Source organism: Pseudomonas sp. JL27(2026) (genome assembly GCF_056933555.1).
Genome location: NZ_CM167794.1, coordinates 4,988,405 through 5,006,117, shown reverse-complemented (window position 1 = coordinate 5,006,117; position 17,713 = coordinate 4,988,405). Strand labels below are relative to the sequence as shown.

11 protein-coding genes, 2 tRNA genes and 3 rRNA genes are annotated in these 17,713 nt (G+C 56.3%); 14 read left to right on the top strand and 2 right to left on the bottom strand.

Annotated elements, in window-relative coordinates; all coding sequences use genetic code 11:
- Positions 1–8 precede the first annotated feature (8 nt).
- The gene (locus tag AC1Z1G_RS22780; protein ID WP_483622565.1) at positions 9–1,565 is read right to left on the bottom strand and encodes a bifunctional aminoglycoside phosphotransferase/ATP-binding protein; all 1,557 of its coding nucleotides are present in this window, start codon (positions 1,563–1,565) and stop codon (positions 9–11) included.
- 117 nt (positions 1,566–1,682) lie between these two features.
- On the opposite strand from AC1Z1G_RS22780, the gene mrcB reads away from it, so the two are divergent.
- The 3 genes from mrcB to AC1Z1G_RS22765 are packed head-to-tail and all read left to right on the top strand — an operon-like array spanning position 1,683 to position 5,108.
- Positions 1,683–4,007 carry a penicillin-binding protein 1B gene (gene mrcB / locus AC1Z1G_RS22775; RefSeq protein WP_483622564.1) on the top strand — a complete coding sequence of 775 codons (2,325 nt, stop codon included), beginning with the start codon at positions 1,683–1,685 and terminating at the stop codon, positions 4,005–4,007.
- Between the two features lie 16 nt (positions 4,008–4,023).
- The gene (locus AC1Z1G_RS22770; protein ID WP_483622563.1) at positions 4,024–4,773 is read left to right on the top strand and encodes a tetratricopeptide repeat protein; all 750 of its coding nucleotides are present in this window, start codon (positions 4,024–4,026) and stop codon (positions 4,771–4,773) included.
- A complete protein-coding gene (locus AC1Z1G_RS22765) occupies positions 4,773–5,108 on the top strand; it encodes a YqcC family protein (protein WP_483622562.1) in 336 nt (111 codons plus the stop codon). Before AC1Z1G_RS22770 ends, AC1Z1G_RS22765 begins: the two co-directional genes overlap by 1 nt.
- A gap of 17 nt (positions 5,109–5,125) precedes the next feature.
- Here the strand turns inward: AC1Z1G_RS22765 and AC1Z1G_RS22760 are convergent, their stop codons facing one another.
- Positions 5,126–5,548 (bottom strand): DUF4124 domain-containing protein, encoded by a 423-nt coding sequence (locus tag AC1Z1G_RS22760; protein WP_483622561.1) that lies wholly within the window; start codon positions 5,546–5,548, stop codon positions 5,126–5,128.
- A 402-nt stretch (positions 5,549–5,950) separates the two neighbouring features.
- Between AC1Z1G_RS22760 and AC1Z1G_RS22755 the strand changes: the two genes are divergently transcribed.
- The 11 genes from AC1Z1G_RS22755 to rrf all read left to right on the top strand — a co-directional run bounded on the left by AC1Z1G_RS22755 (position 5,951) and on the right by rrf (position 17,705).
- On the top strand, positions 5,951–7,675 hold the full coding sequence (locus AC1Z1G_RS22755) for an acetolactate synthase 3 large subunit (RefSeq protein WP_483622560.1): 1,725 nt from the start codon (positions 5,951–5,953) through the stop codon (positions 7,673–7,675).
- 2 nt (positions 7,676–7,677) lie between these two features.
- Positions 7,678–8,169, top strand: coding sequence for an acetolactate synthase small subunit (gene ilvN / locus AC1Z1G_RS22750; protein ID WP_103894818.1), 492 nt, complete (start codon positions 7,678–7,680; stop codon positions 8,167–8,169).
- A gap of 48 nt (positions 8,170–8,217) precedes the next feature.
- Positions 8,218–9,234: a ketol-acid reductoisomerase gene (ilvC, locus tag AC1Z1G_RS22745; RefSeq protein WP_003228216.1), complete on the top strand. Its 1,017-nt coding sequence runs from the start codon at positions 8,218–8,220 to the stop codon at positions 9,232–9,234.
- A 144-nt stretch (positions 9,235–9,378) separates the two neighbouring features.
- Positions 9,379–10,236: a CDP-diacylglycerol--serine O-phosphatidyltransferase gene (pssA, locus tag AC1Z1G_RS22740; protein WP_483622559.1), complete on the top strand. Its 858-nt coding sequence runs from the start codon at positions 9,379–9,381 to the stop codon at positions 10,234–10,236.
- 63 nt (positions 10,237–10,299) lie between these two features.
- Positions 10,300–11,313 carry a protein-methionine-sulfoxide reductase catalytic subunit MsrP gene (gene msrP, locus AC1Z1G_RS22735; RefSeq protein ID WP_483622558.1) on the top strand — a complete coding sequence of 338 codons (1,014 nt, stop codon included), beginning with the start codon at positions 10,300–10,302 and terminating at the stop codon, positions 11,311–11,313.
- Positions 11,313–11,933 carry a protein-methionine-sulfoxide reductase heme-binding subunit MsrQ gene (gene msrQ, locus AC1Z1G_RS22730; protein WP_483622557.1) on the top strand — a complete coding sequence of 207 codons (621 nt, stop codon included), beginning with the start codon at positions 11,313–11,315 and terminating at the stop codon, positions 11,931–11,933. The genes msrP and msrQ overlap by 1 nt, the downstream gene beginning before the upstream one ends.
- 544 nt (positions 11,934–12,477) lie before the next feature.
- Positions 12,478–14,016, top strand: a 16S ribosomal RNA gene (locus tag AC1Z1G_RS22725).
- 81 nt (positions 14,017–14,097) lie between these two features.
- A tRNA-Ile gene (locus tag AC1Z1G_RS22720) sits at positions 14,098–14,174 on the top strand.
- Between the two features lie 30 nt (positions 14,175–14,204).
- A tRNA-Ala gene (locus tag AC1Z1G_RS22715) sits at positions 14,205–14,280 on the top strand.
- A gap of 260 nt (positions 14,281–14,540) precedes the next feature.
- Positions 14,541–17,432, top strand: a 23S ribosomal RNA gene (locus tag AC1Z1G_RS22710).
- 157 nt (positions 17,433–17,589) lie between these two features.
- Positions 17,590–17,705 (top strand): 5S ribosomal RNA (rrf, locus tag AC1Z1G_RS22705).
- The 16S, 23S and 5S rRNA genes sit together here with 2 tRNA genes alongside, the layout of an rRNA operon.
- Positions 17,706–17,713: the final 8 nt, after the last annotated feature.

Genomic DNA, 17,713 nt, shown 5'->3' with positions numbered 1-17,713 from the left:
ATACTTTCTTACAGGCCTGGCAGGCGTTGACGGATTTGCGCGACAACGGTGTCCAGGGTCCCGCTTTCATTGGTCTGCACGCGTTTGCTGCACAGAATCTCGGCAGGCGTCAGTGCTTCGCGATGAGTTTGTTGAGCTTCGATGATGGACAGGTTCGCGTCGGACGGATCGTTCTCATCGGTCTGACGTTGCTTCAGCCAGCTCTCGATCACGGCTTGTGGTGCGCTGCAGTCAAGAATCAGGAACGGTGCGCCGGTGGCTTCGGCGATTTTGGCTGCACCATCGCGCTGGTCGCGCTTCAGGTAAGTGGCGTCGATGACCGCCGGGAAACCGGCCCGCAGAATCACGTCGGCGATCTGATGCAGACGGGTGTAGGTGGCCACGCTGGCGTCGGTGCTGTAAATGCCGGCTTCAGGGGTGTTCGGCACTTTTTGTTCGCCGAACATGCGCTTGCGTTCGATGTCCGAGCGCAGACGAATCGCACCCAGGGCTTCAACCAGGCGCATGGCTACGTGGCTTTTGCCGACGGCCGAAACGCCGTGGGTGATGGCCAGGAAGCGTGAAGGAATGGTGCTGTAGCTTTCCGCCAGGTTGGCGTAGTTGCGGTACTGGCGCAGGGTGGTGGCGCGTTGCACCGGGTCGGCTTCGGCCGGCATGCTGAATAGGCTGACCTTAGCGCGCACCAGTGCGCGGTAGGCTTTATAGAAGTTCAGCAGCTCCAGGCCCTGATAGTCGCCGGTCAGTTCCAGGTACTGGCTGATGAAACGCCGCGCCAGGCTCTTGAGGCCGCGGTCTTCCAGGTCCATCGCCAGGAACCCGGTGTCGGCGTACACATCGGTGAAGCGGAACGGTTCGTTGAACTCGATGCAGTCGAAAATCACCACGTTGCCATCGATCAGCGTGGCGTTACCCAGATGGATATCGCCGTGGCATTCACGGATGAAACCGTCGGCCTTGCGCTGGGCAAACAACGGCTTGAGGCGTTCGAAGCTGCTTTCAGCCCAGGCTTGCAGGGCTTCGAGTTGCAGCAAGTCAGCCTTGTCGCTGAGGAACGGCAGGATCTGCTCGAAGTTCTGACGCACAGGTGCCATGACGCTGTCCGGTGTACCGGCTTCGTGAGCGGCCGGAACCTTCGGGGCGTTGAGGTGGAACTGCGCGATCTGGCGGGCCATCTCGTCGATGTGCACGGTGGTCAATTCGCCGTTGGCTTGCAGGGTGCTGAGCAGTTGGCTCTGCGGGAACTGGCGCATCTTCAGTGCGTATTCGATCACCGGGCCAGTACCACCCAGTTGGGGGGCCTCGGCGCTGCCGGTGATTGGCAGTACTTCGAGGTACAAGCCCTGGGTCAGGCGCTGGTTCAAGCGCAACTCTTCGCCGCAGAAATGCTCGCGTGCCTCAAGGCCGGTGAAGTCGAGGAAGCCGAAGTTCACTGGCTTCTTCACTTTATAGGCATAGGGGCCGGTGAGCAGCACCCAGGAAATGTGCGTCTCAATGACCTGGAAGCCTTCTACCGGGTGTGGGTAAAGGGCCGGGTTTTGCAGGGCGGCGATCAGTGACTGGCTCACAGGTGATCCTTCAGAGTCTGGGAAAATTCAAGGGCGTCATTATGGCTGCAAGCTGGGCTAACGCAAACCTCGAGGGGCTCATGTTGATCGCGAATAAAGTGCGTATAATCCGCCGCCATGACTCGTACCCGATCCCCCCGTTCCGCTAAAAAACGTCCTTCTGGTGGCCTGCGTCCCTGGTTAGGCTGGGCCTTGAAGCTCAGTCTGGTCGGCCTCGTGGTTATTGCCGGCTTCGCGGTTTACCTCGATGCCGTGGTCCAGGAGAAGTTCTCCGGCAAGCGCTGGACCATTCCGGCCAAGGTCTACGCACGACCGCTCGAACTGTTCGTCGGACAGAAGCTGAGCAAGGACGACTTTCTCACCGAACTCGATGCCTTGGGCTATCGTCGCGAAAGCGTGGCCAACGGTCCCGGCGCGGCTGCCGTCAGCGGCAACACTGTCGACCTCAATACCCGTGGCTTCCAGTTCTATGAAGGGATGGAGCAAGCGCAGCCGGTGCGTGTGCGCTTCTCGGGCGACTACGTTGCCGAGTTGACGGCAACCAACGGTTCGAAACTCGCGGTGGTACGCCTTGAACCTCTGCTGATCGGCGGCCTGTACCCGAAAAACCTTGAAGACCGCATCCTGATCAAGATCGATCAGGTGCCGCCGTACCTGCTCGAAACCCTGGTGGCCGTGGAAGACCGGGATTTCTACCATCACTTTGGCGTTTCTCCGAAGTCGATTGCCCGGGCCATCTGGGTCAACACGTCGTCCGGGCAAATGCGCCAGGGCGGCAGTACGCTGACACAGCAATTGGTCAAGAACTTCTACCTGACGAACGAGCGCAGCCTCAGCCGTAAGCTGAACGAAGCCATGATGGCCCTGCTGCTGGAGCTGCACTACGACAAGCGCGAGATTCTTGAGGCCTACCTCAACGAAGTCTTCGTCGGTCAGGATGGTCAGCGTGCGGTCCACGGTTTTGGTCTGGCCAGTCAGTTCTTCTTCAGCCAACCGCTTTCCGAACTCAAGTTGCACCAGGTGGCGTTGCTGGTGGGCATGGTCAAGGGGCCGTCCTACTACAACCCGCGTCGTTATCCGGAGCGCGCAATGGAGCGGCGTAACCTGGTACTCGACCTGCTGGAACAGCAGGGTGTCGCCACTGCCGAGCAAGTCGAGGCGGCGAAGAAGATGCCGTTGAGCGTGACCAAGCGCGGCAGTCTGGCCGACAGCTCGTTCCCAGGGTTCCTTGACCTGGTTAAACGCCAGTTGCGCCAGGACTACCGCGACGAAGACTTGACCGAAGAAGGTCTGCGGATCTTCACCAGTTTCGACCCGATTCTGCAGATGAAAGCCGAGGCTTCGGTCAACGACACCTTCAAGCGCCTTGCCGGGCGTAAAGGTTCCGAAGACGTTGAAGCGGCCATGGTCGTGACCAATCCGGAAACCGGTGAAGTCCAGGCAATGATCGGCAGCCGTCAGGCCAGTTTTGCCGGGTTCAACCGGGCGCTGGATGCGGTGCGTCCGATCGGTTCGTTGATCAAGCCAGCGGTGTACCTGACCGCGCTGGAAAAACCGAGCCAGTACACCCTGACCAGTTGGCTCTCTGATGATTCGTTCTCGGTGAAGGGCGCTGACGGTCAGGTCTGGAAACCCCAGAACTATGATCGCCGTTCTCACGGCACGGTCTTCCTGTATCAAGGGTTGGCGCATTCCTACAACCTGTCGACCGCACGCCTGGGTCTGGAAGTCGGCGTGCCGAACGTCCTCAAAACCCTGGCGCGACTGGGTGTCAGCCGCGAGTTCCCGGCGTTCCCGTCAATGCTGCTGGGTGCGGGCGGTTTGAGCCCGATGGAGGTGGCGACCATGTACCAGACCCTGGCCAACGGTGGTTTCAACACGCCGATGCGCGGCATTCGCAGCGTGCTGACGGCCGAAGGCGAGCCGCTCAAGCGCTATCCTTTCCAGATCCAGCAGCGTTTCGATCCGGGGTCGATCTACCTGATCCAGAGTGCCATGCAGCGTGTGATGCGCGAAGGCACCGGCAGCTCGGTGTATAACGTGCTGCCCAAAACGCTGGCGCTGGCGGGCAAGACCGGTACCAGTAACGATTCGCGTGACAGCTGGTTCGCAGGTTTCAGCCAGGACCTGCTGGCGGTGGTCTGGCTTGGCCGCGATGACAACGGCAAAACACCGTTCACCGGTGCGACGGGCGCGTTGCAGGTCTGGACCAGTTTCATGCGCAAGGCCGACCCGCTGCCGCTGGACATGCCGCAGCCGGACAACATTGTTCAGGCCTGGATCGATTCACGCACCGGGCAAGGCTCCGACGCCAACTGCCCTGGCGCGGTGCAGATGCCGTATATTCGCGGCAGCGAACCGCCTCCCGGCGCCGCGTGCGGTGGTGAAAGCCCTGCAACCAGCGAGTCGGTGATGGATTGGGTCAAGGGCTGGACGAATTAAGCAAAGAGGGTTTCAAGTGAACAAGTGGTTGATTCCAGCGGTTTCCGTTCTGGCTTTGCTCAGCGGTTGCTCCAGCGTGCAACGGGGCTCTATCCCGGTCGTCGACTCCGGCACCACGGTGTCCAATAGCGAGCGGGTATCCGCCAACGGCGGTTTCCGTCAGACCACCGTCAAGCGTCCGGCGCAAGCCAAGACCCAGGCCATCCCGCAAGGTGATACCGGCGTGGTGGTGATGATTCCGGGCGGCGGTGCAGCGACGTCGGCACCGATCAGCAGCCAGCCGTTTACCCCCGGCCCAAGCAGTTCGGGTCCGATCACGCCGGGTCCGATCGACACCTCGCCGATCCAGTCGGCGCCGATCAATCAGGGCAACTACAGCATGCCGTCGACACCGAGCGGGATTCCTTCCGCCAGCGCGGGTGGCCTGTCTGCCGACGAGCAGTTGGACGGCCCGGTCCTCGCACTGCTGACCACCGCGCAGCAGCAACAGGCCAGTGGCGACCTGAACGGCGCGTCGTCCAGCCTGGAGCGCGCCCAGCGCGTGGCGCCACGTGAGCCGCAAGTGCTCTATCGTCTGGCTCAGGTGCGCATGGCTCAAGGGGATGCCGCGCAAGCGGAACAATTCGCTCGTCGCGGCCTGACGTTCGCCAACGGTCGTCCGGATCTTCAGGCCAGCCTGTGGGGCTTGATTGCTCAGGCACGCGAGAAGCAGGGCGATGCGGCAGGCGCAGCACTGGCCCGTCAAAAGGCCAAGGTTTCGTTGTGATGGATACCCGTTTCCCAAAGATTGCCGAGCAGTTGCTGCTGATCGAGCGCGAGCTGCGGATTCAGGGCTGGTGGGACGAAGTCGCTCCGAGTGCTGAAGCGCTGGCCAGCGTCGAGCCCTTCTCGGTCGACACCCTGGATTTCGAGCAATGGCTGCAATGGATCTTCCTGCCCCGCATGAAACTCATCCTTGAGAATGACCTGCCACTGCCCAACGCCTCGGGTATCCAGGAAATGGCCGAGATGGTCTTCGCCGCCCGCAATGTTCAGGGCAAGGACCGGCAGTTGCAGGTCCTGCTCAAAGCGTTCGATCAACTGATCGCCGCCTCCCGCTAGATCGGAAACTGCCAGGACTACTGGCAGTTGTCCGCAATCGCTTTCTGCGTCTCGATGATGCGTGCCTGTCGTTGTTCATCGCTCAGGCGCCGCATCTCTCCTTCGGTGTTCTCCCGCAAGCGTGGGTTGTTCTGCAACTGCGCCAGATTGGTTCTGGCCTGATCGCAGAACACTTTGCGTTGCGCTTCCTGCTGCGCAATCTGCTGCTTGACCGTGTTCTCGATGACTTTCGGGTCACTAGGCGCGGTGCTGGCGGGTGCGGGGGCATTTTTTGAGGGGGCGGAGGCAGGTATCGCAATCGTCGTGGCCGGCTGTCCTTGCGGTGGTTGTGCATCGAAATGGGTCACGCCCTGACCATCGACCCATTTGTAGACCTGGCCGGCCATGCACCATGGGCTCAGTCCAATCAGCAGGCTGGCCGTCAAGAAGTACATTCGCATGCTGCTTTCCTTGTCGTGAGTTGCGCAATTGAAGCTAACACACTAGCGGATTAAAGGTTTTTTCTTGCGTTCTCATGCGCTTAGTTCGAATTAGTCACATTGACGGCTTGACTTGCAGAGGGCGAAACAGAAGAATCCAAAGTCCGCTGTAGAGGGACTGCCAGAAGCAGACCCACTCGGTAGATCATGAGGCGCACACCCGCGCCGACCTGTTACACCCGCAACGCGTTACCTCGCGCTGGGTGGGAAAAGCCCGCAACACTTGGGACGATCCCAATACTTGCTCAGTCAGTGCTGACGTAGTCGGCGACCACCGTCGCTCATGCTCTGCCGAGAAGTAAACCTATTAAGACCCGTCCCCTTTTTTGTGGGCGGTATTCTGGCGTTTTAGAGGTGAACAACGTGGAGCTTTTATCTGGCGGTGAGATGCTCGTCCGCTTTTTGCGTGACGAAGGCGTCAAATATATCTACGGGTACCCCGGTGGTGCTCTTCTTCATGTCTATGATGCCCTGTTCAAAGAACCGGAAGTGACCCACATCCTGGTTCGTCACGAGCAGGCTGCGACCCATATGGCTGACGGCTACGCCCGTGCCACCGGCAAGGCCGGCGTGGTACTGGTGACCTCAGGTCCTGGTGCAACCAACGCCATTACCGGTATTGCCACGGCCTACATGGACTCCATTCCGATGGTGATCATTTCCGGCCAGGTGCCTAGCACCATGGTAGGCACCGATGCGTTCCAGGAAACCGACATGATCGGTATCTCCCGGCCAATCGTGAAGCACAGCTTCATGATCAAGCACGCGTCGGAAATCCCGGAAGTCATGAAAAAGGCGTTCTACCTGGCGCAATCCGGTCGTCCCGGTCCGGTCGTTGTCGATATCCCGAAAGACATGACCAACCCGGCCGAGAAGTTCGAATACGTCTTCCCGAAAAAAGCCAAGCTGCGTTCCTACAGCCCGGCCGTTCGCGGTCACTCCGGGCAAATCCGCAAGGCAGCCGAAATGCTCCTGGCGGCCAAGCGTCCGGTGATGTACGCAGGCGGTGGCGTGATCCTCGGTGGTGGCTCCGCGCCGCTGACCGAACTGGCAAAAATGCTCAACCTGCCAGTCACCAATACCTTGATGGGCCTGGGCGCCTTTCCTGGCACCGACCGTCAGTTCATCGGCATGCTCGGTATGCACGGCAGCTATACCGCCAACCTGGCCATGCACCACGCTGACGTGATTCTCGCCGTTGGTGCGCGTTTCGATGACCGTGTGATCAATGGCCCGGCCAAGTTCTGCCCGAATGCCAAGATCATCCACATCGACATCGACCCGGCATCGATCTCCAAGACCATCAAGGCAGACGTACCTATCGTCGGCCCGGTCGAGAGCGTCCTGACTGAAATGGTCGCGATCCTCAAGGAAATCGGCGAGACCCCGAACAAGGAGTCCGTTGCCAGTTGGTGGAAGCAAGTCGACGAGTGGCGCGGTGATCGCGGCCTGTTCCCTTACGACAAGGGCGACGGCAGCGTCATCAAGCCGCAGACCGTGATCGAAACCCTGTGCGAAGTGACCAAGGGCGATGCCTTTGTGACCTCCGACGTGGGTCAGCACCAGATGTTCGCCGCGCAGTACTACACGTTCAACAAGCCGAACCGCTGGATCAACTCCGGTGGCCTGGGCACCATGGGCTTCGGTTTTCCGGCGGCCATGGGCGTCAAGCTGAGCTTCCCGGATGCCGACGTCGCCTGCGTAACGGGCGAGGGCAGTATCCAGATGAACATCCAGGAGCTGTCCACCTGCCTGCAATACGGGTTGCCGGTCAAAATCGTCATCCTGAACAACGGTGTTCTGGGTATGGTTCGTCAGTGGCAGGACATGAGTTACGGCAGCCGTCACTCACACTCCTACATGGAGTCGCTGCCTGACTTCGTCAAGTTGGCCGAGGCCTATGGTCACGTCGGCGTGCGCATCACCGACTCGAAAGATTTGAAGTCGAAGATGGAAGAAGCGTTCGCCATGAAGGATCGCCTGGTGGTGATTGATATTTCGGTCGACACCAGCGAGCACGTCTACCCAATGCAGATCAAAGACGGCTCCATGCGCGATATGTGGCTCAGCAAGACGGAGCGTACTTAATCATGCGGCACATTATTTCCTTGCTTCTGGAAAACGAACCGGGCGCTTTGTCTCGTGTAGTGGGGTTGTTCTCGCAGCGTAACTACAACATCGAAAGCCTGACTGTGGCGCCAACCGAAGACCCGACCCTGTCGCGTCTGACGCTGACCACCGTGGGCCACGATGAGATCATCGAGCAGATCACCAAGAACCTGAACAAGCTGATCGAAGTGGTCAAGCTGGTCGACCTGTCGGAAAGTGCTCACATCGAGCGCGAACTGATGCTGGTCAAGATCAAGGCTACCGGCGCCCAGCGCGCCGAGATCAAACGCACGACCGATATTTACCGTGGGCAGATCGTCGATGTCAGCGCCAGCGTGTATACCGTTCAACTGACCGGTACCAGCGACAAGCTCGACAGCTTCATTCAGTCCATCGGCACTGCCTCGATTCTTGAAACCGTGCGCAGTGGTGTCACCGGGATTGCCCGTGGCGACAAAGTACTCAGCATCTAAACCAAATTGGCTAATGGCCTGAACGGCCTGGATATATAGGGGAATTTCATGAAAGTTTTCTACGATAAAGACTGCGACCTGTCGATCATCCAGGGCAAGAAAGTTGCCATCATCGGTTACGGTTCCCAGGGTCACGCTCAAGCGTGCAACCTGAAAGACTCCGGCGTTGACGTTACCGTTGGCCTGCGTAAAGGCTCGGCCACTGTTGCCAAGGCTGAAGCCCATGGCCTGAAAGTGACCGACGTGGCTTCCGCTGTTGCGGCTGCCGACCTGGTCATGATCCTGACGCCGGACGAATTCCAGTCTTCCCTGTACAAAAACGAAATCGAGCCGAATATCAAGAAAGGCGCCACCCTGGCCTTCTCCCACGGCTTCGCGATCCACTACAACCAGGTTGTGCCGCGCGCTGACCTCGACGTGATCATGATCGCGCCGAAGGCTCCAGGTCACACCGTGCGTTCCGAGTTCGTCAAAGGTGGCGGTATCCCTGACCTGATCGCGATCTATCAGGATGCTTCCGGCAACGCCAAGAACGTTGCGCTGTCCTACGCTGCCGGCGTGGGTGGCGGTCGTACCGGCATCATCGAAACCACCTTCAAGGACGAGACCGAAACCGACCTGTTCGGCGAACAAGCCGTTCTGTGCGGCGGTACCGTTGAACTGGTAAAAGCCGGTTTCGAAACCCTGGTTGAAGCGGGCTACGCGCCAGAAATGGCTTACTTCGAATGCCTGCACGAACTGAAGCTGATCGTTGACCTCATGTATGAAGGCGGTATCGCCAACATGAACTACTCGATCTCCAACAACGCCGAGTACGGCGAGTATGTGACCGGCCCTGAGGTCATCAACGCTGAATCCCGTCAGGCCATGCGCAATGCCCTGAAACGTATTCAGGACGGCGAATACGCCAAGATGTTCATCAGCGAAGGCGCTACCGGCTATCCTTCGATGACCGCCAAGCGTCGTAACAACGCCGCTCACGGTATCGAAATCATCGGTGAGCAACTGCGCTCCATGATGCCGTGGATCGGTGCCAACAAGATCGTCGACAAAGCCAAGAACTAAGTCGCGAGCTTTTACGAAAAACGCGGCCTAGGCCGCGTTTTTTCGTTTGCGGGGTCGGTTCTGGTATAAAGCTGCATCGTTTGTGGCCGAACCGTCGCCACAAGCACCTGTCGAAACTTTCCACCCCGTTGCAAGGTAATGTCCATGAGCGAACGTCCCGAAGAGCCAAATAAGGCCTCTGACGCCGAAAGCCTGCTACCCATCGATGAGCATGTCGAAGAAGGGCATGACGCTGAAGGCCGTAAAGTCCGGCATCGTGGTATCTATCTTCTGCCGAATCTGTTCACCACTGCGAACCTGTTCGCAGGGTTTTATTCCATCATCAACTCCATGAGTGCACAGAGCGCCCTGAGTGCAGGTGATGCAGCCAGCGCGAGCAAGTATTTTGCCTTTGCGGCAATCGCCATTTTCGTGGCCATGGTGCTCGACGGCCTGGATGGTCGAGTGGCTCGCATGACCAATACCCAAAGTGCATTCGGTGCCGAGTACGACTCGCTGTCGGACATGGTTGCCTTCGGTGTCGCGCCGGCGCTTCTGGCCTTCGGCTGGGCGTTGGGCGATATGGGCAAGGTGGGCTGGATGGTTGCCTTTATCTATGTGGCAGGCGCGGCATTGCGTCTGGCGCGCTTCAACACCCAGGTCGGCACGGCAGACAAGCGTTACTTCATCGGTCTCGCCAGCCCGGCCGCTGCCGGTGTGGTGGCGGGCATTGTCTGGGCGTTCAGCGATTACGGTATTCAGGGCTCCAAGATGTCTTTCCTGGTTGCACTGATGGTTGCCGCTGCCGGCATGCTGATGGTCAGCAATATCAAGTACAACAGCTTCAAGGAGCTGGACCTTAAAGGTCGTGTGCCTTTCGTGGCGATTCTGGCCGTTGTGCTGGTGTTTGCCGTGGTGTTCAGTGATCCGCCGCGCATCCTGTTGCTGGTTTTTCTCGCTTACGCAGCCTCTGGCCCGGTGCAGTACTTGTTGCGCCTTCGTCGGCACAAAAAAGCCGAGTGATGTAATTTCCCCCATACTCCGCAGTCTATTGGTGCATCTGTCCTCCAATTCTGCGGAGTTGCCATGTTATTCAAGTTCCCCAAGTCGTCCGACTGCCAAGAGTCGGACGTCACGCCCGAATCCCTTTACCTTTCTCGACGCAGTGTGCTCGGTGGCGCTATCGCGGGTATGACCGTCAGTAGCTTGCCGCGTTGGGCCAGTGCTGCGGATACCGCTCGTTATGCGGGTGTCGAGCCGGGCAGGGCGCCTTCCTGGTTTGCCGAAAAACTTCCCGCCACCCAGTGGGGGGCGGTCACTGTCAAGGATGAAGCAATCACGCCGTTCAAGGACGCCACTCACTACAACAACTTCTATGAGTTCGGTACCGACAAAGGTGATCCTGCGCAGAATGCGGGCGCGTTGAAGACTGAGCCGTGGTCGGTGGTTGTCGATGGTGAGGTGGGGAAGCCGGGGCGCTATGCGCTGGAAGACTTCATGAAGCCTTATCAATTGGAGGAGCGCATCTATCGTCTGCGCTGTGTAGAGGCTTGGTCGATGGTGATCCCGTGGATCGGCTTCCCTCTCTCGGCGTTGCTCAGTCAGGTTGAGCCAACTTCCAAGGCGAAATACATCCGGTTTGAAACCTTGCAGGACCCCAAGAGCATGCCGGGGCAGCGTTCCGGTTTCGCTCTGATTGACTGGCCTTATATAGAAGGGCTTCGTCTGGACGAAGCGATGAATCCGTTGGCGATTCTTGCGGTCGGGATGTACGGACGTGAGTTACCCAATCAGAACGGCGCGCCGTTGCGTTTGGTGGTGCCGTGGAAGTACGGCTTCAAGAGCGTCAAATCCATTGTGCGTATCAGCCTGGTCAGCGAGCAACCAAAGACCACTTGGCAAAGCATTGCGTCCGATGAGTATGGTTTCTACGCCAATGTGAACCCGACGGTCGATCATCCTCGTTGGACCCAGGCGCGGGAGCGTCGTCTACCGAGCGGGCTGTTCAGTCCCAATGTGCGTGAGACCCAGATGTTCAATGGCTACTCGGACGAAGTCGCTTCTTTATACAGTGGCCTCGATCTCAGGAAGAATTACTGATGCGCTATCCGGCTTGGCGTCTTGGCATCTTTTTGGTAGTGGCGATGTGGCCGGTGCTCTGGCTGTATGAGGCGTGGAGTTTTGCCTTGGGGCCAGATCCGGGAAAGGTTCTGGTTGACAGGTTGGGGCTCGGGACGCTGATTCTGTTGTTGGTTACCCTGGGCATGACGCCTTTGCAAAAATTGACGGGTTGGCCGGGCTGGATTGCCGTACGACGGCAGTTGGGCTTGTGGTGCTTTGCCTATGTCGTCTTGCATCTGAGTGCCTATTTGGTTTTTGTCCTGGGTCTTGATTGGTCTCAGTTGGGGGTGGAGTTGCGTAAGCGGCCATACATTATTGTGGGTAGCCTGGGTTTTCTGTCTTTACTGGTGCTCGCGGTGACCTCCAATCGTTACAGTCAGCGACGTTTAGGCGTGCGCTGGAAGAAGTTGCATCGCCTGGTCTATGTGATTCTTGGACTTGGGTTGCTGCATATGTTGTGGATCGTTCGAGCGGATCTGAAGGAATGGACTGTTTATGCCTTTATAGGCGTGCTGCTATTAGTACTGCGAGTACCACCTGTAACCCGTCGAATCCCGCGTTTGATAACCCGCAAAGCCCCTTCTGCAACAAAAGCGTAATTAACCCTTGACGGCAGATTCTGGAAGTCTATAATTCGCCCACTTCCGGCGCAGTCGAAACGGAAAACTCCTTGGTAAACAAAGAGTTACGCAGTTTTCGGCAGTAGGTTGCTTCAGTTCATCGAAGCCTGGAAGGAGTTGAAAGGGCAGGGTTGCATGGCGCTTTTGACGGTTCGATCTTCTCGATCGAAAGCGGAGAAAAAGAGGGGTTGACAGCAGCGAGTAACGCTGTAGAATTCGCCTCCCGCTAACGAGAGATCGGAAGCGCAAGTGGTTGAAGTTGTTGAAGAATTCTTCGAAAACTTCTGAAAATAACCGCTTGACAGCAACAGAGGCTGCTGTAGAATGCGCGCCTCGGTTGAGACGAAAGATCTTAACCAACCGCTCTTTAACAACTGAATCAAGCAATTCGTGTGGGTGCTTGTGCAGTCAGACTGATAGTCAACAAGATTATCAGCATCACAAGTTACTCCGCGAGAAATCAAAGATGTAACCAACGATTGCTGAGCCAAGTTTAGGGTTTCTTAAAAACCCAAAGATGTTTGAACTGAAGAGTTTGATCATGGCTCAGATTGAACGCTGGCGGCAGGCCTAACACATGCAAGTCGAGCGGCAGCACGGGTACTTGTACCTGGTGGCGAGCGGCGGACGGGTGAGTAATGCCTAGGAATCTGCCTGGTAGTGGGGGATAACGCTCGGAAACGGACGCTAATACCGCATACGTCCTACGGGAGAAAGCAGGGGACCTTCGGGCCTTGCGCTATCAGATGAGCCTAGGTCGGATTAGCTAGTTGGTGAGGTAATGGCTCACCAAGGCGACGATCCGTAACTGGTCTGAGAGGATGATCAGTCACACTGGAACTGAGACACGGTCCAGACTCCTACGGGAGGCAGCAGTGGGGAATATTGGACAATGGGCGAAAGCCTGATCCAGCCATGCCGCGTGTGTGAAGAAGGTCTTCGGATTGTAAAGCACTTTAAGTTGGGAGGAAGGGCAGTTACCTAATACGTAATTGTTTTGACGTTACCGACAGAATAAGCACCGGCTAACTCTGTGCCAGCAGCCGCGGTAATACAGAGGGTGCAAGCGTTAATCGGAATTACTGGGCGTAAAGCGCGCGTAGGTGGTTCGTTAAGTTGGATGTGAAATCCCCGGGCTCAACCTGGGAACTGCATTCAAAACTGTCGAGCTAGAGTATGGTAGAGGGTGGTGGAATTTCCTGTGTAGCGGTGAAATGCGTAGATATAGGAAGGAACACCAGTGGCGAAGGCGACCACCTGGACTGATACTGACACTGAGGTGCGAAAGCGTGGGGAGCAAACAGGATTAGATACCCTGGTAGTCCACGCCGTAAACGATGTCAACTAGCCGTTGGGAGCCTTGAGCTCTTAGTGGCGCAGCTAACGCATTAAGTTGACCGCCTGGGGAGTACGGCCGCAAGGTTAAAACTCAAATGAATTGACGGGGGCCCGCACAAGCGGTGGAGCATGTGGTTTAATTCGAAGCAACGCGAAGAACCTTACCAGGCCTTGACATCCAATGAACTTTCCAGAGATGGATTGGTGCCTTCGGGAACATTGAGACAGGTGCTGCATGGCTGTCGTCAGCTCGTGTCGTGAGATGTTGGGTTAAGTCCCGTAACGAGCGCAACCCTTGTCCTTAGTTACCAGCACGTCATGGTGGGCACTCTAAGGAGACTGCCGGTGACAAACCGGAGGAAGGTGGGGATGACGTCAAGTCATCATGGCCCTTACGGCCTGGGCTACACACGTGCTACAATGGTCGGTACAGAGGGTTGCCAAGCCGCGAGGTGGAGCTAATCCCATAAAACCGATCGTAGTCCGGATCGCAGTCTGCAACTCGACTGCGTGAAGTCGGAATCGCTAGTAATCGCGAATCAGAATGTCGCGGTGAATACGTTCCCGGGCCTTGTACACACCGCCCGTCACACCATGGGAGTGGGTTGCACCAGAAGTAGCTAGTCTAACCTTCGGGAGGACGGTTACCACGGTGTGATTCATGACTGGGGTGAAGTCGTAACAAGGTAGCCGTAGGGGAACCTGCGGCTGGATCACCTCCTTAATCGACGACATCAGCTGCTGCATAAGCTCCCACACGAATTGCTTGATTCATTGAAGAAGACGATAGAAGCAGCCCGAAATTGGGTCTGTAGCTCAGTTGGTTAGAGCGCACCCCTGATAAGGGTGAGGTCGGCAGTTCGAATCTGCCCAGACCCACCAATTTTGTGTGGGAAACGCCTGTAGAAATACGGGGCCATAGCTCAGCTGGGAGAGCGCCTGCCTTGCACGCAGGAGGTCAACGGTTCGATCCCGTTTGGCTCCACCACTTACTGCTGTTTGACTGCTGTTTCTGCGTTAAAGCTTAGAAATGAGCATTTCCTTCGGACGAAGGCTAAATGTTGATTTCTAGTCTTTGATTAGATCGTTCTTTAAAAATTTGGGTATGTGATAGAAAGATAGACTGAACGTTACTTTCACTGGTAACGGCTCAGGCTAAGGTAAAATTTGTGAGTTCTCTTAACTGAGAAATTCGAATTTTCGGCGAATGTCGTCTTCACAGTATAACCAGATTGCTTGGGGTTATATGGTCAAGTGAAGAAGCGCATACGGTGGATGCCTTGGCAGTCAGAGGCGATGAAAGACGTGGTAGCCTGCGAAAAGCTTCGGGGAGTCGGCAAACAGACTGCGATCCGGAGATGTCTGAATGGGGGAACCCAGCCATCATAAGATGGTTATCTTACGCTGAATACATAGGCGTAAGAGGCGAACCAGGGGAACTGAAACATCTAAGTACCCTGAGGAAAAGAAATCAACCGAGATTCCCTTAGTAGTGGCGAGCGAACGGGGACTAGCCCTTAAGTGGCTTTGAGATTAGCGGAACGCTCTGGAAAGTGCGGCCATAGTGGGTGATAGCCCTGTACGCGAAAATCTCTTAGTCATGAAATCGAGTAGGACGGAGCACGAGAAACTTTGTCTGAATATGGGGGGACCATCCTCCAAGGCTAAATACTACTGACTGACCGATAGTGAACTAGTACCGTGAGGGAAAGGCGAAAAGAACCCCGGAGAGGGGAGTGAAATAGATCCTGAAACCGTATGCGTACAAGCAGTGGGAGCCCACTTTGTTGGGTGACTGCGTACCTTTTGTATAATGGGTCAGCGACTTATTTTCAGTGGCGAGCTTAACCGAATAGGGGAGGCGTAGCGAAAGCGAGTCTTAATAGGGCGTCTAGTCGCTGGGAATAGACCCGAAACCGGGCGATCTATCCATGGGCAGGTTGAAGGTTGGGTAACACTAACTGGAGGACCGAACCGACTACCGTTGAAAAGTTAGCGGATGACCTGTGGATCGGAGTGAAAGGCTAATCAAGCTCGGAGATAGCTGGTTCTCCTCGAAAGCTATTTAGGTAGCGCCTCATGTATCACTGTAGGGGGTAGAGCACTGTTTCGGCTAGGGGGTCATCCCGACTTACCAAACCGATGCAAACTCCGAATACCTACAAGTGCCGAGCATGGGAGACACACGGCGGGTGCTAACGTCCGTCGTGAAAAGGGAAACAACCCAGACCGTCAGCTAAGGTCCCAAAGTTATGGTTAAGTGGGAAACGATGTGGGAAGGCTTAGACAGCTAGGAGGTTGGCTTAGAAGCAGCCACCCTTTAAAGAAAGCGTAATAGCTCACTAGTCGAGTCGGCCTGCGCGGAAGATGTAACGGGGCTCAAACCATACACCGAAGCTACGGGTATCACTTAGGTGATGCGGTAGAGGAGCGTTCTGTAAGCCTGTGAAGGTGAGTTGAGAAGCTTGCTGGAGGTATCAGAAGTGCGAATGCTGACATGAGTAACGACAATGGGTGTGAAAAACACCCACGCCGAAAGACCAAGGTTTCCTGCGCAACGTTAATCGACGCAGGGTTAGTCGGTCCCTAAGGCGAGGCTGAAAAGCGTAGTCGATGGAAAACAGGTTAATATTCCTGTACTTCTGGTTATTGCGATGGAGGGACGGAGAAGGCTAGGCCAGCTTGGCGTTGGTTGTCCAAGTTTAAGGTGGTAGGCTGGAATCTTAGGTAAATCCGGGATTCTAAGGCCGAGAGCTGATGACGAGTGTTCTTTTAGAACACGAAGTGGTTGATGCCATGCTTCCAAGAAAAGCTTCTAAGCTTCAGGTAACCAGGAACCGTACCCCAAACCGACACAGGTGGTTGGGTAGAGAATACCAAGGCGCTTGAGAGAACTCGGGTGAAGGAACTAGGCAAAATGGCACCGTAACTTCGGGAGAAGGTGCGCCGGTGAGGGTGAAGGACTTGCTCCGTAAGCTCATGCCGGTCGAAGATACCAGGCCGCTGCGACTGTTTATTAAAAACACAGCACTCTGCAAACACGAAAGTGGACGTATAGGGTGTGACGCCTGCCCGGTGCCGGAAGGTTAATTGATGGGGTTAGCTAACGCGAAGCTCTTGATCGAAGCCCCGGTAAACGGCGGCCGTAACTATAACGGTCCTAAGGTAGCGAAATTCCTTGTCGGGTAAGTTCCGACCTGCACGAATGGCGTAACGATGGCGGCGCTGTCTCCACCCGAGACTCAGTGAAATTGAAATCGCTGTGAAGATGCAGTGTATCCGCGGCTAGACGGAAAGACCCCGTGAACCTTTACTATAGCTTTGCACTGGACTTTGAATTTGCTTGTGTAGGATAGGTGGGAGGCTTTGAAGCGTGGACGCCAGTCTGCGTGGAGCCAACCTTGAAATACCACCCTGGCAACTTTGAGGTTCTAACTCAGGTCCGTTATCCGGATCGAGGACAGTGTATGGTGGGTAGTTTGACTGGGGCGGTCTCCTCCTAAAGAGTAACGGAGGAGTACGAAGGTGCGCTCAGACCGGTCGGAAATCGGTCGTAGAGTATAAAGGCAAAAGCGCGCTTGACTGCGAGACAGACACGTCGAGCAGGTACGAAAGTAGGTCTTAGTGATCCGGTGGTTCTGTATGGAAGGGCCATCGCTCAACGGATAAAAGGTACTCCGGGGATAACAGGCTGATACCGCCCAAGAGTTCATATCGACGGCGGTGTTTGGCACCTCGATGTCGGCTCATCACATCCTGGGGCTGAAGCCGGTCCCAAGGGTATGGCTGTTCGCCATTTAAAGTGGTACGCGAGCTGGGTTTAGAACGTCGTGAGACAGTTCGGTCCCTATCTGCCGTGGACGTTTGAGATTTGAGAGGGGCTGCTCCTAGTACGAGAGGACCGGAGTGGACGAACCTCTGGTGTTCCGGTTGTCACGCCAGTGGCATTGCCGGGTAGCTATGTTCGGAATAGATAACCGCTGAAAGCATCTAAGCGGGAAACTAGCCTCAAGATGAGATCTCACTGGAACCTTGAGTTCCCTGAAGGGCCGTCGAAGACTACGACGTTGATAGGTTGGGTGTGTAAGCGCTGTGAGGCGTTGAGCTAACCAATACTAATTGCCCGTGAGGCTTGACCATATAACACCCAAGCAATTTGCTGACCTGAAAAGGCACCAGATTGCGGTGTGTGAAGACGAAATGAACCGAAAGTTCGACTCTTGCAAAACACCGAAACCTACCACATACCCAATTTGCTGAAGCGAGGCCTGCTGGCCACGACTCAGTACCCGAATTTCTTGACGACCATAGAGCATTGGAACCACCTGATCCCATCCCGAACTCAGCAGTGAAACGATGCATCGCCGATGGTAGTGTGGGGTTTCCCCATGTGAGAGTAGGTCATCGTCAAGATTAAATTC

Excerpts from the sequence above, each read along its gene's own strand:
- mrcB (WP_483622564.1), top strand. The coding sequence starts at position 1,683 with ATGACTCGTACCCGATCCCCCCGTTCCGCTAAAAAACGTCCTTCTGGT.
- AC1Z1G_RS22765 (WP_483622562.1), top strand. The coding sequence starts at position 4,773 with ATGGATACCCGTTTCCCAAAGATTGCCGAGCAGTTGCTGCTGATCGAG.
- AC1Z1G_RS22760 (WP_483622561.1), bottom strand. The coding sequence starts at position 5,548 with ATGCGAATGTACTTCTTGACGGCCAGCCTGCTGATTGGACTGAGCCCA.
- ilvN (WP_103894818.1), top strand. The coding sequence starts at position 7,678 with ATGCGGCACATTATTTCCTTGCTTCTGGAAAACGAACCGGGCGCTTTG.
- ilvC (WP_003228216.1), top strand. The coding sequence starts at position 8,218 with ATGAAAGTTTTCTACGATAAAGACTGCGACCTGTCGATCATCCAGGGC.
- pssA (WP_483622559.1), top strand. The coding sequence starts at position 9,379 with ATGAGCGAACGTCCCGAAGAGCCAAATAAGGCCTCTGACGCCGAAAGC.
- msrP (WP_483622558.1), top strand. The coding sequence starts at position 10,300 with ATGTTATTCAAGTTCCCCAAGTCGTCCGACTGCCAAGAGTCGGACGTC.
- msrQ (WP_483622557.1), top strand. The coding sequence starts at position 11,313 with ATGCGCTATCCGGCTTGGCGTCTTGGCATCTTTTTGGTAGTGGCGATG.